Source organism: Rhizobium sp. FKL33 (genome assembly GCF_005222915.1).
Lineage (GTDB): Bacteria > Pseudomonadota > Alphaproteobacteria > Rhizobiales > Rhizobiaceae > Rhizobium_E.
This window is the reverse complement of sequence record NZ_STFX01000057.1, coordinates 1-22,298: the sequence shown is the minus strand read 5'-3', so window position 1 is coordinate 22,298 and position 22,298 is coordinate 1. Positions and strand designations below refer to the sequence as shown.

Here is a 22,298-nt window from a genome sequence, read left to right as displayed (position 1 = left end):
CAGGGAAATCTCGCCACCCACAGAGTTCCGGCACTGAAAAGCGCAGGACCTCATTCACCCGAAGAGTTTTAAGACGGTCTGCCCAATTTGAGCGACACTTGTTTTCTCGACTTTTGCGACGTCGCAGAATACAGAGTTCTGCGATGGCCGGATTTCCCCTGTTGGCAAATTCCGGCCGACCCAGAAGATTCCGCTGATCTTGGAAAACCAAAACAGCTATCATCAGAGCGCAATCGATTCCGCAGAATCACGCCGATCGACAGGCTTAGAGTCGCAACAAATCACGTTGAAGACGACTGCTGGACGTGCGGATTTCGATGGCAGACAAGAGAATGCAAAGCCGCTCAATCGCTGCGGACGGTCGCCTTGTGGCGCTGGCTCCTTGCCAATTCGACAAAACGCACTGCGGTTTCTGTCCGCTGTTTTGTCACAACTGAATGATCAGATCCGGACGCTGGATGCGCAGATCGTGCGCCGGGCTCGTGAAGATGAGACTGCTCGCCGTTTTCTCTCACGCAGCTTGCAGTCGCGCGACCTCGCTCCACATTTGCATGGCTGCGGTTCTCAGTTCACGGTAATGGTGGGACGGGATATCGTGGCGTGGAATGTGGAAGAGATTGGCGACCGGATCATGAATGGAGACGAAACGCTGGAGATGTCGAGTTGACTTGAAGCCCTTCATGATGCGCTCTCGCCGTCGTGTCGGCTGATGTGAATTCTCCGTCCGGTAATTAAATCCCTTGTGCGAACGGTGTTCCACGCCGGGCATGATGTCGCGTTTGGCCGCGCCGTAGGATCGGAGTTTGTCGGTGATTATCACACGGGGTGCTTGACCCTGTCCTTTGAGAAGCTTTCGCATAAGACGTTTGGCTGCCTTGGTATTGCGGCGGCTCTGCACCAGCACATCGAGAACAAAGCCATCCTGATCAACGACCCGCCACAGCCAGTGCTTTTTGCCGCCTATGGAGATGACGACTTCATCGAGATACCATTTATCGCCAAGCTTTCCAGCTGACCGGCGCCGGATTTCATTGGCAAAGTGGCGACCGAATTTCTCGACCCAAAGGCGGACTGTCTGGTGCGAGACAATGATCCCGCGCGCCGCCAGTAAGTCTTCGACCATCCGCAGACTGAGCGGAAAACGAAGATAGAGCCAGACAGCCTGGGCAATCACTTCAGCCGGGAACCGGTGGCGGCGATAAAGGGCATTGCGAACGGCTTGGGTCGTGCCGCAAAATCGCACAGCCAAATCGCCGCGCGGTTAACGTTACGATACCACTAGGGTCATTCTTCCGCGCCGAAAGGGGTCAAAGTTCCGCGCTTAATCACAGTATCTCAGGCGGAAGGCGCGTCCTTCTGCTGGTTAGCATAGCTTGCGAAGGTCGCAGTGAAGCGGCCGTTGACATAGTCGCCTGAGGTGATCGGCGGATATTTTGCCGGATGGGCCTCGTCCACGCAGCTTGGCAGAACTTCGACAACGGTGTCATAGTTCGGTCCGAAGAAGAACGGAATGGAATAGCGCTCCTTGCCCGAGCGGTTGATCGCCCTGTGGACGGTGGAGGCGAAGAGGTCGTTGGTCCAACGCGCCATCTGATCGCCGACATTGACCACAAAGCAGCCTTCCATCGGATCGGCCGCGATCCACTCGCCGGCGGCGTTCAGCACCTGCAGCGCGGGAACGCCCATCTGCTGGGCGAGGATGGTGAAGCACTCGTAGTCCGAATGCGCTCCGATTCCGATCTGGCGCTCGTCGATCTCGCCGAACTGGGGCGGATAGTGCAGGAAGCGCAGCGTCGCCAGCGGCTTGGTCACCATGCCGTCGAAATAGGTTTCCTCAAGGCCGAGCGCCAGCGCAAAGGCATGCAGAAGATGATGGCTGAGCTTGATCATCTCCGCATGGTAGGTTTCCAGCGCCTTGCGGAATGCGGGCCGGTTTTCGGGCCATTGATTGGGGCCGTAAAGCACTTTGCCGGCTAGTACATCCGGGTCATCGGCCGGCACTTCCAGCGCGATGTCGAAGGACTCGTGCAGGTCGCCGCGCGCCGTCGGATCGGTGTTCTCCTCGAGCATGGCGGCATAGCCGCGCAGATTGGTGGACTTGGACACATGCGTCTGCATTTTGGCCTCGTCAGGCTGCGCAAAATAGCTCTCAGCCTCGGCGAATGCGGTGTCCAGCACCTCCTTGGGGAAGTGGTGGTTCTTGATGTAGAGAAAGCCCACTTCGGTGCAGGCCTTGCGCAGGCTTTCGGCAAGCGCAGCCTTTGCTTCGGCGTCGGCAGTGAACATGGCTTCCAAATCGATCACGGGGATCTGGTCGAATGGCACGCGCACCGGGTCCAGTCCGGCCTTGATCCGGCGCGCGCCATTTCCTGTTGGCAATTCCTTCATCGCTGTTCTCCTGTTTGTGTCGTGTTTGTCGGGTTAAAAATGGTCTCGACATAGTAGCGCGGGCCGTTGAACACATAGCCCGGCGAGAAGTAGTCCCTGCAGAAATCGATGAAAGCGCCCATGCGGCGCGAGAGCGCGCTGGGGCGCATGACGCGGAGCGTCACACGTTGCTGCGCTGACTCCCATCCCGGCAAGACGCGCACGAGATCACCGCGCTCGCATTCGATCTGCGTGAAGAAGGACGGCAGATAAGCGATGCCTTCACTAGCCACCGCGAAATATTTCACCGTCCAGTATTCATTGGCGAACAGGTCTGAGCGCGGCAGGATGGAGAGGGTTTCGGCGTCCCTCTGCAAAAGCCAAAGCTGCGGTCCCGCCGGCTGCCTGAACATCACAGCCTGATGCTCCTCCAGCTCCGCGGGCGTTGCCGGCGTGCCCATTCTCGCAAGATAGTCCCGACTGGCGTAGAGGCAGAAACGATCGGTCCAGAGTTGCTCGGCGCCGCCCTGCCCGGCATTGCCGTCATCCCAGGAGATGATCGCGTCCATCATTTCCTGCCGTTCGGGCAGATAGAGCGTATGCGGCGAAAAGAAGCTGAGATCCAATTGCACCTTCGGATAGCGTCGGCGGAAAGCGAACAGCATCTGCGAGTAGAATGCTGTGCCGAATTCACCGGTCGCGCCGATGCGCAACATGCCGGACGCGTCGTCGAGGGTTTCAGCCACGGCCATGCGGGCGGCCTCGCACCGGCCGAGTATATCGGCGGCGTGCGTCCGCAGCGTTTGCCCCGCCTCCGTCAGCACCAGCGATCGCCCCTCGCGCAGAAACAGGCTCGTGTTCAGTTCGCCTTCGAGCTGTTTCAGGCGCAGGCTTAGCGTTGATTTCGGCACGCCATAAAGCTTGGCGACCGCCGAAAGCGATCTGTATTCAGCGATTTTCAGAAACGCGTCCAGCGCATCGACATCCATCGGATCGTCCATATTTATGGACAATATGCCCATAAATTGATCATGATTAATTATGTTGCATGGACGAAGCTAATCGGCTTTAATGCGCTGCACAAGAGCGCGGGATAAAAATTCCGCTGGTCTCAGGGCAAATTCCGTCTCGCCGGCCAAGCGCCTGCGTGGCGTGCTGAAGTTCGCGTGAAACCAAGAAATTTCCAATAAAAACAAGGGAACAGGAATGACACACATTTTGGAACGCAACAGCGGATCGCGCTGTCTGGGCCTCGTTGCGCTGACCACGAGCCTCGCTCTCTTCGGACAAAGCGCCTCGGCGTTCACCTTGAAGAGCGAGCCGAAGGTCGCCTTCATTTATGCCGCATCTGTGAACGATGGCGGCTGGAACGAGGCGATCGACAAGGGCCGCAAGGCAGTTGAAGATCAGCTTGGCTTGCCAGTCGCAGTCACCGAAAACATTCCCGAAGACGCCACCAAACTTCGCGCCGCCATCGATCTCTATGTGAAGCGCGGCTTCAACATCATTGTTGGAACGACCTATGGCTATTCCGCGCCGATTGCGGAGGCCGCCAAGGCCTATCCGGACGTCGCTTTCCTCAATGCCTCCGGCACCACCAACGGCGCCAATCTCGAAAGCTTCTATGCCCGCACCTATCAGGGCTGGTATCTCGCCGGCATTGCGGCCGCAGACGCCACCAAGACCAAGAAGATCGGAATGCTCGCGGGCTTCCCGGTCGGCGTGGTCAACTGGGACATCAACGCCTTCGCTCTGGGGGCCCGCTCGGTGGACCCGTCGATCCAGACGATCGCCGTCTTCACCAATTCCTGGTGGGATCCGGTCAAGGAAGGTCAGGTGTCCGAAGCGATTCTGGACCAGAAGGCCGATGTTGTGGCCACCGATCTGAGCGCAGCTTCGGCGCTTGACGCGGCCGAAAAGCGCGGCGCTAAATCCTTCGGCTACCAGATCGACATGAGCGCGGCGGCGCCCAAGGGCATCCAGACCTCCGTGGTGTTCAAATGGGATCGCTACCTTGTGCCGACGATCAAGGAGATCACCGAGGGGAAATGGAAGCCTGAGGAATACGGCGCGTTCGAGGGCCTGGAAAGCGGCGTCGTGGATCTTGCGCCGTTTGGGCCGAGCGTGACTGCCGAAACCAAGGCAAAGATCGAAGCAGCACGCAAAGCAATGATTGACGGCAAGCTCGACCCCTTCCAGGGCCCGCTGAAAAAGCAGGACGGAACGCTGGCCGTCAAGGCGGGCGAAAAGGTGGATGACGGCGCGCTCTGGAATATGAACTATTTCGTTGAAGGCATTACCGGCACCATGCCTGCCGCCGCCCAATGAACGCCAGTTCTGGGCTCAGACTGCCGCCTGGAACGCCAGAAGCGTTGGAGATGGTCAACATCTCCAAGGCTTTTGATGGCAAGCCGGCGCTGGAGGATGCGCGCTTCACCCTGAGATGGGGTGAGGTGCATGCGATTGTCGGCGAAAATGGCGCGGGCAAATCAACGCTGATGAACATAGCCGCCGGCATCTACGCGCCCGATGCGGGCGAACAGCGTGTGAACGGCGAGGCCTTCGCCCCCAAATCCCCCGCGGATGCGTCTCAGTTTGGCATTGGCATGGTTCACCAGCATTTTCGCTTGGTGGAGACATTCACCGTGGCCGAAAACGCATTGCTCAACCTCGGCTCTCAAGCGCGGTCTATCCGCCAGGCTGCGGATCAGCTTCGCCATAAGGCCGAAGAAGTAGGTCTTCAGATCGACCCTGCGAAGATTGTGTCGGAACTTTCGACTGCCGAGCGCCAGCGCGTCGAAATCCTCAAAGTGCTCCTGCTGGGAGCCCGCATCCTCATTCTTGATGAGCCGACGGCCGTGCTGACGGAAAAAGAATCCACCGCGCTCCTAGACTTTACCCGCCGTCTGGCGAGATCCGGACTGGCTGTGACGCTGATCACCCACAAGCTCAAGGAAGTCGCGGAGTTTTCAGACCGCCTGACCGTCATGCGCCATGGGCGCACAGTGCTGGCGTCGGCTCCGATGGCGGAGGTCAAGGAGGCGGAGATCGGATCGCTGATGGTGGGCGAAGCCGTCGCACAGGTCCATCGCCCAAAAGCCAACCCTGGCGAAATGCGTCTGGCGCTGAAAGCCCTCCGCTTCCCTGGCCAGAAAACCCAGCAGGGACTTGATCTCAATCTGCGTGCTGGCGAGGTGTTGGGCCTCGCGGGCGTGGGCGGCAACGGGCAGGAAGAATTGGTCGCCTGTCTGTCGGGCGCGCAGAACCCGATTTCCGGCACCATCGACATTACCGGCGAAGCCGCTACAGCTCTCTCGCCACGACGCCGACGCGAACTTGGCCTCAGAATCATTCCCGCCGATCGCTTCGCGGGCGGACTTGTCCGCGAAATGACGATCGCAGACAACATCTCTATGACGGAGATTGCCCAGCGGGCGCAGAACCGCGGTCTTATGCTGGACCGCAGGCGGATGAACGCGCGCGCAGTGGACGCGATTGCCCGTTTTGACATCCGCGGCGCTGCGCCCAACCGGCGGACCGAGCTTCTGTCCGGCGGCAACGCCCAGAAGGTCTTGCTGGCGCGCGAACTGGATGAAAACATGAAAATCCTGATTGCCCATTCCCCTTCGCGCGGACTGGACGTCAGGGCCGGCGCCTTCGTACGCGAAGCGATCGCAAGGGCGGTCGAACAAGGCGCCGCCTGCCTGTTGATCAGCGAGGACCTGCAGGAAATCATGGCGCTGTCGCATCGCGTCGCCGTCATCAACAACGGTTTGATCGCGGGCGAAAGATCTGCCGGCGAGGTCACCCCTGAATGGATCGGAGGCCTGCTGTCCGGCCATGCTTAATTCCGCCTATCTCATTCGGCGCCAAGCCCCCGGTGCTATTCGGACCGCGCTCGGATATCTATTCGGCCTTCTGATCGGGCTTGGCCTGTCCGCCGCCATCCTCATGAGCGTGGGCGTGCCCGCAGCCGATCTGCTGCAGGAATTTATCGTCCAGACCTTCATGACCAGTGACGGCCTGGCGCAAACCATGACGTCAGCAGCGCCGCTGATCCTCGTTGGGCTGGCATCCGCCATCGCCATGCGCATTCGATTTTGGAACATCGGCGTCGAAGGCCAGATTTGGATGGGCGCGATCGCGGCGACCTGGGTTGCGCTCCACCACATTGGGCCGCCGTCCCTCCGGCTGCCGATCGGCCTTGCCGCAGCCTTCGCCGCCGGCGCCCTGTCGATCTGGCCATGGTTATGGATGAAGACCCGCTACGGGGTCAGCGAGGTCATCACCACCCTCTTATCCGCCAGCATAGCCTTTCTCCTGGTACAGCATCTGCTGTTCGGGGTGTGGCGGGATCCCGCCAACAGCTTCCCGATCACGGTGGAATTTCCGCTGGAAAGCCAGTTCTCGATGCTCGGCTGGGGGCAGGTCCATATGGGGCTCGCGCTGGCTCTCGTCGTTGCGGCCCTGGTCTATTTTCTGCTGGAGCGCTCGCCCTTCGGTTACATCGCAGACGCCATCGGCTTCAACAGGCGCACCGCGATGCAAACCGGACTGCCTGTGGCGACGGTTTCGCTTGTCGCGACCCTGTCCTCGGGAGGACTCTCTGGCCTCGCTGGCGCCGTGATCCTGTCTGGCACGGAGCATAGGCTGAGCCAGGCGCTCAGCTCCGGCTATCTGTTCAGCGCCATCGTCATCGCCTATCTCGGCCGATCCCGGCCGGTGTGGGTCGTTTTCGTCGCGATCGCACTGGCCGCCATCTACACAGCCGGCAATGTGCTCAAGGTCTTCTACGGCGTGTCCGAAGCGGTGATCGTTCTGGCGCAGGGGACTGTGCTGATGTCGGTGCTGACCACGAGCTTTTTCAGCGCCTACACAATTCATTTCCCAGTGAAGTCATAAAACTGAAGCGAGAGATGACGATGGACTTCATGATCGGATGGGCAGCTATCATACCCAGCTACACCACGCCGCTGCTTCTGGCATGTCTCGGCCTGATCATCAGCGAACGGGCCGGCGTTCTCAATCTCGGTGCGGAAGGGCTGATGGCGCTTGGCGCGATGATGGCTGCGGTGACGGTTCTGTCGGGCCATAGCCTGCTCCTGGGTTTTGCCGCAGGCGCGGGCGCCGCCGTGGCGCTGTCGCTGGTTTTCGGCGTGGCGGTGGTGGTGTTCCGGGCGAACCAGACGCTGGCGGGGCTTGCCGTTGTCGCCATCGGCCTGGGCATAACCGGCGTGGTGGGTCGACCTTTCACCCAAAAGACCTTTGCCGGACTTCCCCATTTCGGCGATCTGTTGGCCATCGACCAGCAGACTGGGCTCGGCCGCTTCATCGCAGCACAGGACATAGTGTCTGTGGTCGCGCCCGTGATTGCAGTCTTGCTCTGGTGGTGGCTTGGCGCGACGCGCGCCGGCCTGAAGCTGCGGGCGGCGGGAGAAAACCCCGCCGCAGCAGATGTCGCAGGCGTGGACATCCAATGGACACGCCTCGCCACGGTTTTGTTTTGTGGGCTTCTCTGCGGCCTATCCGGCGCCTATCTGACGATCGCCACCAGTCATGTGTGGGTCGAGAACATGATCGCCGCACGCGGCTGGATCGCGATCGCACTGGTCATCCTGGCCAGATGGAGCCCTGCCCGCGCCATTTTCGGCGCCCTGCTCTTTGGCAGCGCCGACGCGCTCATTCCCAGGCTGCAGGCAGTGGGCGCTGACGTCCCGGTCTATCTGATGATGATGCTGCCCTATGCGCTGACGCTTCTGATGCTGTTCCTCTCATCCCTGATCGGTCGAGGATCCGGCGAGCCGGCGGCGCTGGGAGCGATCTATCTCCGTCAAGACAAGCACTGACGGCGGCTGGCTGCAGCAACAAAAGAGCGGCAAGTCCCATCCTTGCAGAGGTGCGGCCTGATCCAGCGCATTGACCTTATGCTCGATCAACGGCAGATAATGAACAGGGTCGAAGATGACGTCTTCGCGCTCCCAGCACCGCGGATGGCGAGCAATGACCTCGCCGCGGCAGCCGATCACCACAGCATCGACATAGCCCCGGACCCAAACATCCTGATGGCCGTAGGCGACCGGCACGGAATAGTCGTTGGTCTTGTAGCGCACCAGCGACTGGGCCGTCACAATGGCGCTGGCCTGGTCGCAGGCATCGAAGGGAGATGCCGGCAAGGGGCGCATGGCGGCCAGATCGCGCTGTAGCCGTTCTCCGATCGTCTCGCTCTCGCCGCGCAGCTTGTCGCGCTGGCGTTTGCGGCACTGCTCTTCCAGAAAGGTATTGAACGCATCCCATGTCGGAAACTGCGGGATCGGAACCATGAAGTTACGCCTGCTATAACCGACGAGACCTTCGACATTCCCTTTATCGTTACCCTTCCCCGGCCGGCCATAGCGGTCGCGGATCAGGTAATGAGACAGAAATCCGCTGAACAACGTCGCCCGCTTGCGGGCGCCGTCGGGCAGGATCTTCGCAACACCTTGCCCGGCAGGGCATGCTTGCATGCCCGAGAGGGGGCAGCGGTCATTGTCGTAGACGATCGATTGCGGCACTGCGCCGAAGAAGGCGAACGCATGGACGTGGCCGTCGATCCAAGCCTCGGCCACCGCCGCAGGATAAGCCCGCACGTAGCAGCCGTCGCTATGCGGCAGATCGAGCACGAAGAAATGCGCCTTTTGCTCCACGCCGCCAATCACCACCATCGCTTCGCCGAAATCGGCCTGCGCGTGGCCAGGCGGATGCGACAGCGGCACGAACACTTCACTGCGACGCTGCTCCCGCTCGCGAATATAGTCCTTGATGATCGTGTAACCGCCCGTGAAACCGCACTCGTCACGCAGCCGGTCGCACACACGCTTGGCCGTATGGCGCTGCTTGCGCGGCAGCTTCACGTCCTCATCAAGCCAGTGATCGATCGTCGAGATAAACGCATCAAGCTTGGGCCGCCGGATCGGTGATTGCCGCTGATAGCCGGGGGGCGTCGAATAGGACAGCATCTTGGACACGCTGTCGCGCGAAATGTTGAAATGCTTTGCAGCCTGACGCCGGCTCATTCCTTCAGAGCAGGCCAGACGAACCTTCAGATATAATTCCACGGTATAGATCCCCAGGCCCTCCTGCATTCGTCGCAGAAGGAAAATAGGTGGCCGACTTTTACGCCGCCCGAAGCGGGACTATCCCGCCGCTACCGTGGTCTAATTTTGCACCGCCGCTGTCACCCAAGATCGGCGGCTTCCAATCGTTCAAGACGGCGCGTCGAACAATCGCCGGTTTCGAGGCGATGCTCTGGCTCAGGAAAGGTTTTGGCTTCGCTGGCGATTGGACCATCAACGACCAGAATGATCTGCTCGCGTTCCTGTTCGGACTTCAAAAAGTTAACAAAGCGTGAAAATGCAGCCGCTCAATGGACCGTCTTGTGTTATCGGGTACTTTGCGACAGGCCCCTTCTTCAGCCAGAAACGTCAAATCATCAGCTGCAAAGCATATAAGTCTCGTTCTTCAGGGACAAGCGCGGCGCCAGCGAAGGGGGTGTGATCCGGCACCGTCCGCTGCGTCATAGCCCGAAGAGCCGCGGGAGCGCCAGCGAGATTGCCGGAACGTAGGTGATCAGCAAAAGCCCGGCGATCTGTAGAGCGAAGATCGGCAGGAGCGGCTTGGTGACCGCGCCGATCCGCTCACCACTGATGGCGCAGGCCACAAACAGCACCGTTCCCACCGGTGGCGTTACGATTCCCATGGCAAGGTTATAGACCATGATGATGCCGAAATGCACGGGATCAACGCCCAGTTGGGTCACGATGGGGTAAAAGATGGGCGTGAAGATCAACATGGCCGGGGCCATGTCCATCGGTATTCCGACGATCAGCAGCACGATGTTGATGATCAGCAGAACCATGAACTTGTTGTCCGCCACCAGCGACAGGAGTGACGCCACCGTTTCGGGGATCGATGCGAAGGTCATTGCCCACATCATCATTGTCGAACAGGCGATGAGGAACAGTATCGAGCCGGTCATCAGGGCCGTATCGACAAGGATCGTGTACAGCCGTTCAAGGCTAAGGGCGCGGTAGATCACTCCGAGGACCAGCGCGTAGATCACAGCCACGCCCGACCCTTCGATGGCCGTGAAGGCGCCGCCAAGGATCCCGGCGATGACGATGATCACCAGAAGCATGCTAGGCAGGGCCCGCAGCACTGTGCGGATGGCTTCCGACCGGGTCGGGCGCACGGCGTCGGCCTCGTAGCCGTTCTTCTTTGCATACCACCAGGCCCAGATCATCACCGAGACACCCATGATGATTCCCGGCAGGTAGCCGGCCATGAACAGCGCGATGATCGAGGCGCTGCCGCCGGTGATAAGCGAATAGACGATCAGCGCGCCCGACGGCGGTATCAGCATGCCTGCAGGGGCCGATGCCGCATTGACGGCGGTCGTCATGGCCATGTCATAGCCCTTCTCGCGCGCCACCGGCGCAATGATACCCCCGATCGCTGACGCAGCGGCGATGCCCGACCCGGAAAGCGTGCCGAACAGCATGTTAGCGAGCACGTTGGTGTGCCAGAGACTGCCCGGGAATCGGCCGCCAAGCAGCATGGCCAGATCGATCAGGCGGCGTGCAAGGCCGGTTGCGTTCATGATATTGCCGGCCAGAATGAAAAACGGCAGGGCCAGGAAGCCGAAACTGTCCAGACCGTTGAACATCGTCTCGCCCACCGTCGGCAGAATGCGCGGCATGTCGAGCTGCAGTCCCAGCGTGAGAACCCCCGCCATGGCAAGACCGATGGCAATTGGCGCGCCAAGGATAAGAAGAACGGTCGCAACCAAGAAGAGGACGATGGTGGAAGTCAGCTCCAGATTGCTGTCGACCGCAGCGTTCAGCCATGCGGACTTCCAGATCAGCCAAATAAGGACCGAAACGATGCCGAGAGCGCCGACTGCTTGCGCAAGCGGGGCCAAGCCCTGACCGTCCTGAGACAGGCGCCGCCGGATCACGCCCAGCTGAGTAAAGACGATAAGCAGCCCACAGATGATGATCACCGACAGAATGATGCCCATCTGGATCTGCAGCATCGGGCTCACGGTCGCACCGTTCACGGCAATACTTTTCCAGCCGCCCCAGATCAGGATCACGCCAAACAGGATGTTGATCAGCGCGTTCACATGCGCAAGTACCGTTGCACCACGCGGGGAGAGGATTTCGCCCAGCATCGGCAGATTCATATGATAGGCGCCGAAGAAGCAGGCGCCGGCCCCCAGAAAACCTAACCAGACAAGGGAAAATCGTAGAAACTCTTCGCTCAGAAGACTGGGGCTGTCAAAGAGATAGCGGGAACCGACCTGCCAGGATATCGCCGCGACCATCAAGGCAAGCAGCAAAGCCAGCATCATCTGAATGACTATTCGTGTGGTCTCGGCGGCCCAGCCAGCAGTAAGGGGCGCCTGAGCGGCGGCTAAATGTTCATCCATGCTGCATCCTCCTCATGCAGGATGGCGGCTGCCGGCACGTCTTGGCAGCCGCCTTAATCTCTTCAAGATGCCGAATGGGATCCGGCAGCTCGCGGTGCGATCACCGTCCAGTCACGCTGAAAATGGCCTCGATAAGCGGCTTCTTTTCCGGATCGGCGCGGGCCGCGTCGTACATCGGCGTTACAGCAGCCATGAAAGGCGCGAGATCGGTCTCTTTCACCACGACACCCAGTTTGCTGACGGCGAGGGCCAGCTGATCGGCTTCGTTCTTGTCGGCGAACTCGATCGAGCCGAGGCTGAGCTTCTGGAATTCTTCACGCAAGATCGCCATGTCGGCATCGCCGACACGGGCGCTGAAATCCGGTGACGTCACGACGAAGTCGGTCAGTCGCGTATGGTTGGTAACAAGAGCATACTTCGCCACTTCACCGAACTTTGCCACCCAAAGACCGGCAAGGCCACCCTCGGCGCCATCGACGACACCCGCCTGCAGGCCGGAATACACCTCACCTAGAGGCAGAGGCGTGGGAACGCCGCCGAAGAGACTGACCATTTTTGTATAGGTCGGGCTGGCGATGGACCTCAGCTTCAAGCCACGGAGTCCGGCAAAATCCGCGACAGGCTTGGTCGTGTAGATTGATCTGTAGCCGGACGAGATGAAACCCAGCACACTAACATTGTTCTTGCCGGCCGCCGTGGACAGGGCCCCCAGCACCGTGTCGTTGGTCATTACCAGGGCATATTCTTTGGATGTGCGAAACATGTAGGGCAGGTTCATTACGCCAACGGCCGGCACCGCAGTCTCAAGGGTTCCCGAGTTTACAAGGCCGGCATCCAGCACGCCGCTCTGGATTTGTTGCAGGTACTGAGGCTGCTCGCCGAGCACGCCGTTGTGGAACATCCGCAGCTTCACACGACCTTCGGTCCGCTCTGCCACCACCGTGGCGAAACCGGCAAGAAGCTTGCCAGCGGTGCTGTCTTCGGTGACGTTGGTCGCCAAACGATAAGTCTCGGCATTTGCTGCCATGGCGCTTGCCGCAAGGGCAAACAGGGCGCCCAAAGCGCGCAGGGTGCTTTTCATTTGATACTCCTCCTGGATGCCGCAATCAATGCGACGGACAGAAGCTCTTCCTCCCACGACAGAAATTCCTCCCCGGGGCCCAGCTTCCTTCTTGACCTATATGGCGAAAAAATTCTCAAGTCAATTAATTTTCGTAGTTGACGAAACTTTATTGAATTGCGAAAACCGTAAGCGGAGGAACCATCATGACCCGTTCGCAGCATACGACATACTTTCTTTCCGATGGACCGGCATTGCATCGCCCGGCATACCAGAGCGCACTTGAGCGCTGCCTTGATCGTCTGGTCGGCTTGCGGTCGATCGCGGGTCTTAGAAATCCGAAAATCGGCCAACCGGGGCATCGGTGGAGCTACTGCGACGGACCTGACTGGGTCATGGGTTTCCTGCCCGGCCAGCTATGGCTGGCGAGCCAGCTGACGGGTGATCCGGCCTTTGCTACGGCCTGCCGCGCCCGTCGTCCGCAATTCCGCGCCGTGTTGGACAGCCGGAGAGCCCGCGACCACGATCTCGGCTTCATGTTTTCGCTGTCCGCCGTTGCCGAGTTCCTCTCAACGGGCGATGGGGTTGCGCGCGCCATGGGTATCGAGGCCGCACGTGCCTTGATCGGCCGGTTCCGCGAAGAAGGTCAGTATCTGCAGGCCTGGAACCCTGTCGGCCCTCATGACAGAGCTCAGGCGCGGTTCGCGAACGGCCGGATGATCGCCGACACGATCCAGAACCTGGCCTTGTTGCACTGGGCTCATCGCGAGACCGGCGTCAGCGATTTCCGCGAGGTCGCCGATCTGCACGAAGACAGCAGCCTCCGTCATCTCATCCGGGCGGATGACACAACGTTCCATACATTCCTGTTCGATCCCTCGACAGGTGAGCCCTTGAGGGGAGAGACGCATCAGGGCTACGCGGATGATTCCTGCTGGGCGCGTGGGCAGGCTTGGCTGATTCATGGCTTTGCCAACTGCTATCGTCTGACGGGCCGCGCGGCCTCGCTCGACGCAGCCTGTCGCCTCGCTGCCAAGGCTGAAGCGCTGATGGGCGATGCAGCGGTGCCGGTGTGGGACTATGCTCTGCCGGCAGACGGCTCTCATCCGGTCGACAGCTCCGCCGCAGCAATCACGGCGGCGGGTGTCCTCATGCTGGCGGATCTGGCGCCGAAACCGGAGGCGGCGCGCTGGCGCAGTTTTGGCCATCGGCTCCTGGACGGGCTGCTCGCGACCTGCGACCTGACGCAGACCCCGGGAGCCGAAGGCCTTCTGGCCCATGGCGCGGGCCATGTTCCGGCTGGGCGCAGCGATGCGATGCTGCCCTACGGCGACTATTACTTCATCGAAGCGCTGATGCGGGCGCAGGGGCATCGGGATTTCTTCTGGTAAGCGCCGCATGACGAGCACGCAACTTTCGTTTCCGGCGATAGGTTTCGCTGTGCTATCAAGCCAGCCGACTATTGCTGCGCGATGAGGGAACAAGACCGATGCAGGACACCATGCCATCCGAGCCTACGCTCAAGGACATTGCAGATCGGGCCGACGTGTCGGTCGGCGCCGTGTCGAAGGTTCTGAACAACCGCGGGGGTGTGGGCTCCGCCACTCGCGACAAGGTGCTGCGCATTGCCGAGGAGCTTGGCTATCGCGGTCGGTCAGGACGGCTGCATGGTCAGGTTTCCGTCATCACTCTGGAGCGCTATGTCGTCAACGATGCATTCTATGGGGATGTTCTGACGAGCATAGGCTCGGCGGGCGCGGCCTGTGGCATGGATGTCAGCATTTCGGTGTTTCGCACGATCGAGGAAATGCTCGCTCCGGGCCGGCTGCCTCAGGGGCAGCCACTTCTGTTGGTCGGCGTCGACGACCCGGCTCTTGTCGATGCCGTGGTCAGTTCTGGCGCCCCGGCGGTCATCGTAAACGGCATGGATCCGTCCATGCGCCTGTCCAGCGTTGCGCCCGACTATCTCTACGGCGCGGCAATGGCCACGCGGCACCTTGTCGATCTTGGCCATCGCGATATCGTTCATGTGACCCATCCTTGGCGCGAAACGATTCGCCGCAGGCTTGCAGGTTTTCGCGGCGCGCTGGAGGCTGCTGGTGAGACATTCGAGCCGGCGCGCCACATCCTCGATCTCGGTAGCCCCTCCAATATAGGTCTCTCGGCGCGGGATGTGGTCGAGCAATGGTTGGCTGCAGACAACCCTGCACCAAGCGCCTTTTTCTGCGTCAACGATCTTGTCGCGCTTGGCGTGATGCAGGCTATGCAGGCCCGTGGCCTGTCTGTGCCGGCGAATATTTCGGTCGTCGGCTTTGACGGCCTGGCGCTTGGCAACCTGTCGGCCCCGCCTCTGACGAGTGTCAGATCCGATCGGCAAGCTCTTGGTCGCATTGCCGTGGATATGCTGGCCGCCCTCATTTCAGACCCCGCCGTTCCGATGCAACGGATCAGCGTCGGCGTCGAACTTCTGGTCCGGCGGTCAACCGCAGCGCGACTGGCCTAATACCAATGGCGGCATGTGCCGCGAAGGAGAGAACTCTAGATGACGCAGACACCCCTGAACGCACTTCGGCACGCGGTGCATTTCACCCAGGCTGAGCAAATGGGCACTCATGAGCTGCGTGAGGCCTTCCTTGTTGAACAAATGTTTCGCCCGGGCGAGATTACGGCCACCTACACGCATTATGATCGGATGCTGGTGCTGGGAGTGCAGCCAGCCGCCGATACGCAGGGCGTGCCGGCGGAGGTTACGGCGATGGTCGGCAGCGCCACGCTTCTGGAACGGCGCGAACTTGGGCTTGTCAATATTGGTGGTCCTGCGCGGGTGACGGTCGACGGCGCCGCCTGGGAGGTGGGGCCTTTTGATGCTCTTTACATCGGCATGGGCGCGAAGGAGCTTGGCTTTGCGTCGGTTGATCCGGCAAATCCGGCGAAGCTCTATGGCAATTCAGCACCTGCCCATGCGGCCCATCCAACCCGACTGGTTCGTCAGTCCGAAGCGATAGAAAAGCAGCTCGGCAGCCCAGCCACCTCAAACGAACGCAAGTTGTTTCAGTACCTGCATCCCGACGTGCTGCCCACCTGTCAACTGCTGATGGGTATGACCCGCCTTGCCACCGGCAGTGTCTGGAATACCATGCCTGCGCATACCCATGACCGCCGGATGGAAGCGTACCTCTACTTTGACATCGCGCCCGAAGCTTTTGTCCTTCACCTGATGGGGCGCCCTGAAGCCACACGCCATCTGGTCGTCCGCAACGAGGAAGTGGTTCTGTCGCCGCCCTGGTCAGTGCATTGCGGGGCTGGTACCGGCGCCTATTCCTTCATCTGGTCCATGGCTGGCGACAACCAGTCCTTTACCGATATGGACATGGTCCCGATGGGGGTAATTCGATGAGCGCTCTGGATGAACTATTCGGGCTAGAGGGCAAGCGCGCAATGGTGACCGGCGCGAGATCGGGCATCGGACGGATGGCGGCCGAGGTGCTGGCTCGTGCGGGAGCTGACATTGTCGGTCTCGGCTCCAGGCCCATGCCCGACACCGCATCCGGCATCCGCGCGCTTGGCAGGTCCTTCACCGAAATCACCGTCGATCTGACCGGGGACGTGAATTTTGACGCCGTCCTGGCGCAAGCGGGCCCGGTCGACATCCTCGTCAACAACGCGGGCCAGATCCGTCGTCAGGACCTGCTTGCATTCGACCGGACCGATTGGGACGAGGTTTTGCAGATCAACCTCTCGGCCGCCTTTGGCCTTTCGCAGGCGGTGGCGCGGGAGTTGCACCAAGGCGGCAGAGGCGGGCGGATTATCAATATCGCCTCGCTACTGTCTTTTCAGGGCGGTATTCGTATCGTCTCCTATGCAGCCGCCAAACATGGACTGCTTGGGCTGACGCGGGCGATGGCGAATGAATTGGCCTCCCTCGGGATCACTGTGAACGCCATTGCGCCCGGCTACATCGAAACCGACAACACCGAAGCGCTTCGCAACGACCCCGGCCGGTCTCAGGCCATCCTGCAACGCATCCCCAGTGGAAGATGGGGCGCGCCTGGCGACCTTGCCGCCGCGATCCTGTTCCTTGCCGGACCGGGCGCAAGCTATGTCACAGGAAGCTGTGTGACAGTCGATGGCGGCTGGATGGCGCGATAAGGAAGGGCGCAGCGCATGCGGGTTGTTGCGATCGGCGAACCGATGATCGAACTGGCCTCGGCGGGTGCGGACCTGCTGCGGGCCGGTGTGGCTGGCGACAGCCTCAATACCGGATGGTACCTCCGCAAGCTGTGCCCCGAAGACTGGTCAATCCACTACTTGACCCGCCTTGGCCGCGGCCGCCCCTCCGAGCAGATCGCGCGCTTCATTACCGATGCGGGGCTGCTGCTTGCCCGGGTGGCAGCGCACCAGACGCGGTCGGTTGGGATGTACATGATTTCGCTTACGGATGGCGAAAGAAGCTTCGACTACTGGCGTGGTCAGTCGGCGGCACGCCGGCTTATGGATTGTCTCGATGACGTGCGCGTTGCCCTGGTCGGGGCCGACCTCGTTTATCTTACAGGCATCACGCTCGCCATCATCGGGCCGAAGGGCCGGCAGAGCCTGTTCTCCTTGCTGCGTGAGGGTCGTTTCCGGGTGGCCTTTGACCCCAATCACCGGCCACGCCTTTGGACTAGCGCCAAAGAAGCACGGGTAGCTTACATTCAGATGGCTGCGACCTGCGAAATTGTCCTGCCAAGTTTCGAAGACGAGTCCGCCCTGTTTGCTGACGCAGATCCCATGGCGACGGCCCGACGATACGCGGAGGCTGGGTCAACGGAAGTGCTTGTCAAGAATGGACCGGGTACGGGCGCCCTGTCGCTGAATGGTCGGCAGACATTGCTTCCCGCTCCCAATTTCACTATTCCAGTTGATACGACAGGCGCCGGCGACAGCTACAACGCCGCCTATCTAGTCGCCAGAATGAACGGTACTTCACCCATAGAGGCGAATGCCTTTGCCCAACTTGTGGCGGCCAACACCGTATCCCGGCCCGGCGCCTTGGTCGCGCCACCTTTGCAATTAACCGGCATGTTCGGCTAAGGCGTCAGGCCTGCCTGACTTCAGCTCTATCGTGGAAACCGCACAGGGTCGGGAGACTGAAGGCTTTTATGGTTCGTTGCCTTGTTGTAGGCGCGGTCAGCGAGATTATCCTTCAGTATTTGAAAGGGGCGCCCGTGAAGAATTTGGATTTCGCTGATTTCTCTTGGCAATATCCAGCTTTCAAGTATTGAATTTTGCAAGACCTCACGGTTGACGACAGATGCAGCTTGCAAATTGTGCGGCCTTGCAAAGCATGATCCTCTGTTCTGGCGGGGTGCATGTCATCGAACAGCAGCGTGCTTTTTTCCGCCGCGCGGCCAGTCGTTCTTCGGCGCTCAATCCATTGATTTGGCGCTCGATCTCAAACAGCGCGTCGTACCGATGGACGGCCTCCAAGGCGATCAGTGAGGTCGACTTACGTTTGCGTCTGCGGCATTTTTCTGGATGTCGGCCAGTTCAAAGAATTTGCGCCGCACGTGCGCAGGACAAAAGGCGAAGATGATCGGCACGGAATTCTTTTCGGCGACACCGAGCGGCCTGAAGCCATAGTAGCCCACTGGGCTGGGTTGTTTCCAGCCGAGCCGACTACATCAGCGCTCATGAATGATCCGTGCGCCAACGCTTCGGTAAGGCAGACTTTGCGGCTGGAGCGCTTCAGCAGCCAAGCACCCAACTGCTTTTCGATGTGTTGGATAGGCTTGCTGGTCATAGCGTTGGTCAAGCCCCCTCCCACGGCGACTGTGACAGAATTCTTTGTCTCGGCCACCACAGCAAACACCCGGATGCTCAGGAGTGCGTCCATCATCATTTCTCCAGAGGAAATGTTCTATTGAACAGTGCCCCAATGATCGACGCCGATAACGCTGTTATCGTGCACTCCATCAAATTTCCAGAATGGCTGATTTCTGCCACCTGGCGCGAATGCCGGCACGCAAGGAATATAAGCCGATCTCTACAATCGGGCAGACGCCCTTCAAGACGGAGACCGACCATGACATCAGACATCACACCGACCACAAGCCGCAGCTGGAACATCGCCCTCTGGGTGGGACAGATAGCGCTTGCCGCTCTTTACCTGATGGGCGCGTGGTTCCACTTCCTGTCGCCGGAAGAGGCAGCCAAGATGGGCGCCGTCTGGATGTCCGAAGTGCCGACTGCGCTGCCCCGTTTCATCGGCTTCATGGAAGTTCTCGGCGTGATCGGGCTGATCCTGCCCGCCGCAACTCGCATCAAGCCGCAGCTGACAGTCTGGGCCGCCGCTGGCCTCCTTGCCATCCAGGCGCTGGCCATTCCGTTCCATGCGGTGCGCGGCGAGTTCGAACCGCTGCCCTTCAACCTGATCTATGTGGTGCTCGCGGTCTTCGTTCTCTGGGGCCGTAGCCGCAAGGCCCCGATTGCACCCCGCGCCTGATCTTTACTTACCGGAGACCGACATGGACACGCCAGCACTCGCCCTCGCCCGGCAATGTGCAGCCGACAACCTCCGGAGCGGCTGAACTGGGGACCATTGACCCTGTCGGTCACCGACCTCGACCGTGCCGGGGCGTTCTGGACCGGAGTCATCGGCTTCGTCCGCCGCCCGGACCAGGGGCCAGGCCTCGCGCTCGGCACCATTGACCGGACTCTGGTGGTGCTGTCGCCCGGCGCTACGCGCCCGGTCGCCCGGGGCCATGCCGGCATGCACCACGTGGCCTTCGGCATGCCCTCGCAGGCAGAGTTCTCGCGCCGGATGCTGCGTTTTCTGGAACTTGGCATCCCGTTTTCGCCAGTCGATCATCTGATGTCGAAGGCGCTTTATCTTGACGACCCCGACGGCCACGGCATTGAGATCGCCTGGGAGACGCCGGAGCGCTTTGGTCGTTTCAGCGATGCTGGCGGACGCTTTGCCTTGGTCGACGCCGCGGGACGGCCACACAGCGGGCGCGAGCGACTGACGGAAATTCCGGGCTCGGACGTTCTGACTGGGACCGATCCGGCGGGCGTAACTCTGACACTATCGCCGCTAAGGGACATCCACCTTAACGAGAACGCAGCATGATACAGCGAAGCCCGATCGAGACTGCCTCTGCGCCTTCGCCGTGGCGCAATCTTCTCCATCTCTACGGCCTCTGGGCGCTTTTTGCAGCGCCCGGCGTGGCGATGACGGTGGCGATCTTCATCTCGGGCGAATCAGCGGTGATCCACGAGATGATCCACCCCTCGGGCGAGTTCTCGGCCCGCTTCCTGATCGTGGCCATGATGGCCACGCCGCTTGCCTTGCTGCTGCGCGGATGGCGTGGCCCGAAGTGGATGAAGAAGAACCGCCGCTATCTGGGCGTCGCGGCCTTCGGCTATGCGCTCCTCCACACGGTGCTTTATCTGATCGACAAGGCCGCGCTCGATCCGGTGCTGTCCGACCTGCCCAAGTTTTACATCTGGACCGGCTGGGTTGCCTTCCTGATCTTTGTGCCGCTGGCCGTCACCTCGTGCGACTGGTTCGTCCGCCAGATGGGCACCTGGTGGAAATGGCTGCAACGCTGGACCTATGCCGCCGCCGTCCTGACCCTCGCCCATTGGGCCGCGCTGAATGACTGGGGCGGAGTAGCGCCGGCGCTTGTCCACTTTGGCCCACTGATCGCGCTTGAATGCTACCGCGTCTGGTACTGGTACCTGCGCGCGCGTCCCTCGGCTGACTGAACGCAAGCGCCAACCCGGAGAAACCGTCATGCCCGACACAGCCGCCGCCTACCGCCCTGCCCAGATCTGGCTGCACTGGATCGTCGTAATCGGCGTCATCCTGCAGATCGGCTTCAACGACGCTATTGTCCGGGTCGTCGACGCGCGCGGCGCGGGCACGATGCCCGAGCCCGGCGACGTGACCTGGGCCTGGGTCCATGTCGGCATCGGCAGCACGATCCTGCTGTCCGTTATCGCCCGCCTTGGCCTGCGCCGGCGCTACGGCACGCCCGGCCATGCGCCCGGCACCTCGGCCGCCCAGGCGCGGATCGCGACCATCATGCACAATGCGCTATACGGCCTGCTGCTGGCCATGGTCGTCACGGGTATGCTGACCTAGAACGAATTCTTGCCCCTCGGCGGCGTTCACTTCATCTTCAATACAGTGCTCTTCTTCGCGGCGATTGCCCATGGACTTGCCGCTATCTTCAACACGTTCGTCCGCAAGGACGGCACGCTGGCGCGGATGATCCCGGCGCTTCGCAAGAGGTGAACATTTTGGTCATGGCCAATCCAACCCCTGCCTGGCGCATCGCCCTCTGGGTGGCCCGTGCGCTGGTCGCCATCCCGTTCTTCATGGCCTCCGGGCTTGAAGGTCTGTCGTCCCCGGCGACGCTGGCCGAGATGGACCTGGTCTGGATCCCCGGCGCGCCCCTGTGGCTGGTGCGACTCGTTGCGGCGGTCGAAGGGCTGGCCGCACTCGGACTGATCCTGCCGGGCATCGTGCGCCTGCCGGGCGGATTGATCACCGCCTCGGCCGCCGTCCTGTTGGTCGTGCAGGTCACGGCCCTGGGCCTTGACCTTGCCGCAGGCAATCCCGGCGACTTGCCGGTGAAGACCGTGGTGCTGGCCCTGACCCTGTTCATCCTCTGGGCGCGCCTGCGCGGCATAGCCATGAATAGCCCCTCGCCATGACCCTGCACTTTCACCACCTTCCCGCGCCTTCCGGCAGGACCCAAAGTATAGCGCGGCAATCAGGATGAGACGCTTGCGACAATCTGGATGAGATTCTTAGGTCGCGGTCGGGATCAAGTTATCATGCTGATTGTCGGTGGCAAGGTGTTCTTCGTTTTCTGATTGCCGCTGCGCGACAGATAGCGTTGAGGTCCTTGTCCGACATCAGCGCCCATGAGACAGATTTGGCTTAATTGAGAAGAGAGGATTTTCGGCTCATCGTAGCTCACTCAAAGGAAGCGAAGATGAGACAAAAATCCGGGCCGCAGACATCGGCGGCCGAGAAGACGATCAAGGACATCCGCCGTGCGACGCGCAAGCACCATTCTGCAGAAGACAAAATTCGCATTGTGCTGGAAGGGTTGCGTGGCGAAGACAGCATAGCTGCTATCTGCCGCCGCGAGGGGATCGCCGAGAGCCTGTATTATAGCTGGTCGAAGGAATTCCTCGAAGCGGGCAAGAAGCGGCTTGCCGGTGACACCGCCCGCTCGGCGACAAGTGACGAGGTGAAGGCGCTGCGTAAGGAGAGCCGCGACCTGAAGGAGGCGCTGGCCGACCTCACCCTGGAGAACCGCCTGCTCAAAAAAGCATGATCGGGCATGGGGGCGACGAGGAATGAGATATCCCGCCACCGAAAAGCTTGAGATCATCCGGATCGTCGAG

General features: G+C 60.8%; 19 protein-coding genes and 6 pseudogenes. 17 read left to right on the top strand and 8 right to left on the bottom strand.

The annotated features are described in order from the left end of the window. Positions 1 to 511 precede the first annotated feature (511 nt). The 3 genes and pseudogenes from E8Q41_RS25065 to E8Q41_RS25055 all read right to left on the bottom strand — a co-directional run bounded on the left by E8Q41_RS25065 (position 512) and on the right by E8Q41_RS25055 (position 3,389). Positions 512 to 1,235, bottom strand: a pseudogene (locus E8Q41_RS25065) (IS6 family transposase). Between the two features lie 100 nt (positions 1,236 to 1,335). After that, positions 1,336 to 2,388 (bottom strand): isopenicillin N synthase family oxygenase, encoded by a 1,053-nt coding sequence (locus E8Q41_RS25060; protein ID WP_170976615.1) that lies wholly within the window; start codon positions 2,386 to 2,388, stop codon positions 1,336 to 1,338. Then, positions 2,385 to 3,389, bottom strand: a complete 1,005-nt coding sequence (locus tag E8Q41_RS25055; RefSeq protein WP_170976614.1) for a LysR family transcriptional regulator — start codon at positions 3,387 to 3,389, stop codon at positions 2,385 to 2,387. Before E8Q41_RS25055 ends, E8Q41_RS25060 begins: the two co-directional genes overlap by 4 nt. Before the next feature lie 184 nt (positions 3,390 to 3,573). Here E8Q41_RS25055 and E8Q41_RS25050 point away from each other — a divergent pair, with 184 nt between their 5' ends. The 4 genes from E8Q41_RS25050 to E8Q41_RS25035 are packed head-to-tail and all read left to right on the top strand — an operon-like array spanning position 3,574 to position 8,213. Next, a complete protein-coding gene (locus E8Q41_RS25050) occupies positions 3,574 to 4,695 on the top strand; it encodes a BMP family ABC transporter substrate-binding protein (protein WP_137158294.1) in 1,122 nt (373 codons plus the stop codon). Positions 4,696 to 4,745: 50 nt separating this feature from the next. Then, positions 4,746 to 6,215, top strand: coding sequence for an ABC transporter ATP-binding protein (locus tag E8Q41_RS25045; RefSeq protein WP_170976613.1), 1,470 nt, complete (start codon positions 4,746 to 4,748; stop codon positions 6,213 to 6,215). After that, the gene (locus E8Q41_RS25040; protein WP_137158292.1) at positions 6,208 to 7,269 is read left to right on the top strand and encodes an ABC transporter permease; all 1,062 of its coding nucleotides are present in this window, start codon (positions 6,208 to 6,210) and stop codon (positions 7,267 to 7,269) included. Before E8Q41_RS25045 ends, E8Q41_RS25040 begins: the two co-directional genes overlap by 8 nt. A gap of 20 nt (positions 7,270 to 7,289) precedes the next feature. Next, on the top strand, positions 7,290 to 8,213 hold the full coding sequence (locus tag E8Q41_RS25035; RefSeq protein ID WP_137158291.1) for an ABC transporter permease: 924 nt from the start codon (positions 7,290 to 7,292) through the stop codon (positions 8,211 to 8,213). Between the two features lie 27 nt (positions 8,214 to 8,240). On the opposite strand, the pseudogene istA reads toward E8Q41_RS25035, so the two are convergent. Continuing rightward, positions 8,241 to 9,461 (bottom strand): annotated as a pseudogene (gene istA, locus E8Q41_RS25030) (IS21 family transposase); the annotation flags it as partial. 122 nt (positions 9,462 to 9,583) lie between these two features. On the opposite strand from istA, the pseudogene E8Q41_RS25025 reads away from it, so the two are divergent. After that, positions 9,584 to 9,754: pseudogene (locus E8Q41_RS25025) on the top strand (IS6 family transposase); the annotation flags it as partial. Between the two features lie 165 nt (positions 9,755 to 9,919). Here E8Q41_RS25025 and E8Q41_RS25020 read toward each other — a convergent pair. Both E8Q41_RS25020 and dctP read right to left on the bottom strand, forming a co-directional pair. Next, positions 9,920 to 11,833 (bottom strand): TRAP transporter large permease subunit, encoded by a 1,914-nt coding sequence (locus E8Q41_RS25020; protein ID WP_205910423.1) that lies wholly within the window; start codon positions 11,831 to 11,833, stop codon positions 9,920 to 9,922. A 100-nt stretch (positions 11,834 to 11,933) separates the two neighbouring features. Then, on the bottom strand, positions 11,934 to 12,914 hold the full coding sequence (gene dctP / locus E8Q41_RS25015; protein WP_137158290.1) for a TRAP transporter substrate-binding protein DctP: 981 nt from the start codon (positions 12,912 to 12,914) through the stop codon (positions 11,934 to 11,936). 185 nt (positions 12,915 to 13,099) lie between these two features. Here dctP and E8Q41_RS25010 point away from each other — a divergent pair, with 185 nt between their 5' ends. The 5 genes from E8Q41_RS25010 to E8Q41_RS24990 all read left to right on the top strand — a co-directional run bounded on the left by E8Q41_RS25010 (position 13,100) and on the right by E8Q41_RS24990 (position 17,966). Beyond that, positions 13,100 to 14,284 (top strand): glycoside hydrolase family 88 protein, encoded by a 1,185-nt coding sequence (locus E8Q41_RS25010; protein WP_137158289.1) that lies wholly within the window; start codon positions 13,100 to 13,102, stop codon positions 14,282 to 14,284. A 98-nt stretch (positions 14,285 to 14,382) separates the two neighbouring features. After that, a complete protein-coding gene (locus E8Q41_RS25005; RefSeq protein ID WP_137158288.1) occupies positions 14,383 to 15,396 on the top strand; it encodes a LacI family DNA-binding transcriptional regulator in 1,014 nt (337 codons plus the stop codon). Between the two features lie 39 nt (positions 15,397 to 15,435). Continuing rightward, positions 15,436 to 16,290, top strand: a complete 855-nt coding sequence (gene kduI / locus E8Q41_RS25000; RefSeq protein ID WP_137158287.1) for a 5-dehydro-4-deoxy-D-glucuronate isomerase — start codon at positions 15,436 to 15,438, stop codon at positions 16,288 to 16,290. Next, the gene (locus tag E8Q41_RS24995; protein WP_137158286.1) at positions 16,287 to 17,042 is read left to right on the top strand and encodes an SDR family oxidoreductase; all 756 of its coding nucleotides are present in this window, start codon (positions 16,287 to 16,289) and stop codon (positions 17,040 to 17,042) included. The genes kduI and E8Q41_RS24995 overlap by 4 nt, the downstream gene beginning before the upstream one ends. A 42-nt stretch (positions 17,043 to 17,084) precedes the next feature. Then, positions 17,085 to 17,966 carry a sugar kinase gene (locus E8Q41_RS24990; protein ID WP_170976612.1) on the top strand — a complete coding sequence of 294 codons (882 nt, stop codon included), beginning with the start codon at positions 17,085 to 17,087 and terminating at the stop codon, positions 17,964 to 17,966. Positions 17,967 to 18,240: 274 nt separating this feature from the next. Here the strand turns inward: E8Q41_RS24990 and E8Q41_RS24985 are convergent. Continuing rightward, positions 18,241 to 18,517: pseudogene (locus E8Q41_RS24985) on the bottom strand (transposase); the annotation flags it as partial. 80 nt (positions 18,518 to 18,597) lie between these two features. Further along, positions 18,598 to 18,768 (bottom strand): annotated as a pseudogene (locus tag E8Q41_RS24980) (LysR family transcriptional regulator); the annotation flags it as partial. 189 nt (positions 18,769 to 18,957) lie between these two features. Here E8Q41_RS24980 and E8Q41_RS24975 point away from each other — a divergent pair. The 7 genes and pseudogenes from E8Q41_RS24975 to E8Q41_RS24950 form a co-directional block, all read left to right on the top strand. After that, a complete protein-coding gene (locus tag E8Q41_RS24975) occupies positions 18,958 to 19,377 on the top strand; it encodes a DoxX family protein (RefSeq protein WP_137158284.1) in 420 nt (139 codons plus the stop codon). 96 nt (positions 19,378 to 19,473) lie between these two features. Then, entirely contained in the window at positions 19,474 to 20,004 is a 531-nt protein-coding gene (locus tag E8Q41_RS24970; protein ID WP_170976611.1) for a VOC family protein, read from the top strand. Further along, positions 20,001 to 20,642 carry a ferric reductase-like transmembrane domain-containing protein gene (locus tag E8Q41_RS24965; protein ID WP_205910422.1) on the top strand — a complete coding sequence of 214 codons (642 nt, stop codon included), beginning with the start codon at positions 20,001 to 20,003 and terminating at the stop codon, positions 20,640 to 20,642. Before E8Q41_RS24970 ends, E8Q41_RS24965 begins: the two co-directional genes overlap by 4 nt. A 28-nt stretch (positions 20,643 to 20,670) precedes the next feature. Further along, positions 20,671 to 21,021 carry a cytochrome b/b6 domain-containing protein gene (locus E8Q41_RS24960; RefSeq protein ID WP_137158282.1) on the top strand — a complete coding sequence of 117 codons (351 nt, stop codon included), beginning with the start codon at positions 20,671 to 20,673 and terminating at the stop codon, positions 21,019 to 21,021. Between the two features lie 9 nt (positions 21,022 to 21,030). After that, positions 21,031 to 21,174 carry a hypothetical protein gene (locus tag E8Q41_RS26065; RefSeq protein WP_246660318.1) on the top strand — a complete coding sequence of 48 codons (144 nt, stop codon included), beginning with the start codon at positions 21,031 to 21,033 and terminating at the stop codon, positions 21,172 to 21,174. Positions 21,175 to 21,185: 11 nt separating this feature from the next. After that, on the top strand, positions 21,186 to 21,596 hold the full coding sequence (locus tag E8Q41_RS24955) for a DoxX family protein (protein WP_137158281.1): 411 nt from the start codon (positions 21,186 to 21,188) through the stop codon (positions 21,594 to 21,596). A 284-nt stretch (positions 21,597 to 21,880) separates the two neighbouring features. Next, positions 21,881 to 22,298: pseudogene (locus tag E8Q41_RS24950) on the top strand (transposase); the annotation flags it as partial.

Excerpts from the sequence above, each read along its gene's own strand:
- E8Q41_RS25020 (WP_205910423.1), bottom strand. The coding sequence starts at position 11,833 with ATGGATGAACATTTAGCCGCCGCTCAGGCGCCCCTTACTGCTGGCTGG.
- E8Q41_RS24975 (WP_137158284.1), top strand. The coding sequence starts at position 18,958 with ATGACATCAGACATCACACCGACCACAAGCCGCAGCTGGAACATCGCC.
- E8Q41_RS25040 (WP_137158292.1), top strand. The coding sequence starts at position 6,208 with ATGCTTAATTCCGCCTATCTCATTCGGCGCCAAGCCCCCGGTGCTATT.
- dctP (WP_137158290.1), bottom strand. The coding sequence starts at position 12,914 with ATGAAAAGCACCCTGCGCGCTTTGGGCGCCCTGTTTGCCCTTGCGGCA.
- E8Q41_RS25010 (WP_137158289.1), top strand. The coding sequence starts at position 13,100 with ATGACCCGTTCGCAGCATACGACATACTTTCTTTCCGATGGACCGGCA.
- E8Q41_RS25060 (WP_170976615.1), bottom strand. The coding sequence starts at position 2,388 with ATGAAGGAATTGCCAACAGGAAATGGCGCGCGCCGGATCAAGGCCGGA.
- E8Q41_RS24995 (WP_137158286.1), top strand. The coding sequence starts at position 16,287 with ATGAGCGCTCTGGATGAACTATTCGGGCTAGAGGGCAAGCGCGCAATG.
- E8Q41_RS24990 (WP_170976612.1), top strand. The coding sequence starts at position 17,085 with ATGATCGAACTGGCCTCGGCGGGTGCGGACCTGCTGCGGGCCGGTGTG.
- E8Q41_RS25050 (WP_137158294.1), top strand. The coding sequence starts at position 3,574 with ATGACACACATTTTGGAACGCAACAGCGGATCGCGCTGTCTGGGCCTC.
- E8Q41_RS24965 (WP_205910422.1), top strand. The coding sequence starts at position 20,001 with ATGATACAGCGAAGCCCGATCGAGACTGCCTCTGCGCCTTCGCCGTGG.
- kduI (WP_137158287.1), top strand. The coding sequence starts at position 15,436 with ATGACGCAGACACCCCTGAACGCACTTCGGCACGCGGTGCATTTCACC.
- E8Q41_RS25045 (WP_170976613.1), top strand. The coding sequence starts at position 4,746 with ATGGTCAACATCTCCAAGGCTTTTGATGGCAAGCCGGCGCTGGAGGAT.
- E8Q41_RS24960 (WP_137158282.1), top strand. The coding sequence starts at position 20,671 with ATGCCCGACACAGCCGCCGCCTACCGCCCTGCCCAGATCTGGCTGCAC.
- E8Q41_RS25005 (WP_137158288.1), top strand. The coding sequence starts at position 14,383 with ATGCAGGACACCATGCCATCCGAGCCTACGCTCAAGGACATTGCAGAT.
- E8Q41_RS24955 (WP_137158281.1), top strand. The coding sequence starts at position 21,186 with ATGGCCAATCCAACCCCTGCCTGGCGCATCGCCCTCTGGGTGGCCCGT.
- E8Q41_RS25055 (WP_170976614.1), bottom strand. The coding sequence starts at position 3,389 with ATGGGCATATTGTCCATAAATATGGACGATCCGATGGATGTCGATGCG.
- E8Q41_RS25035 (WP_137158291.1), top strand. The coding sequence starts at position 7,290 with ATGGACTTCATGATCGGATGGGCAGCTATCATACCCAGCTACACCACG.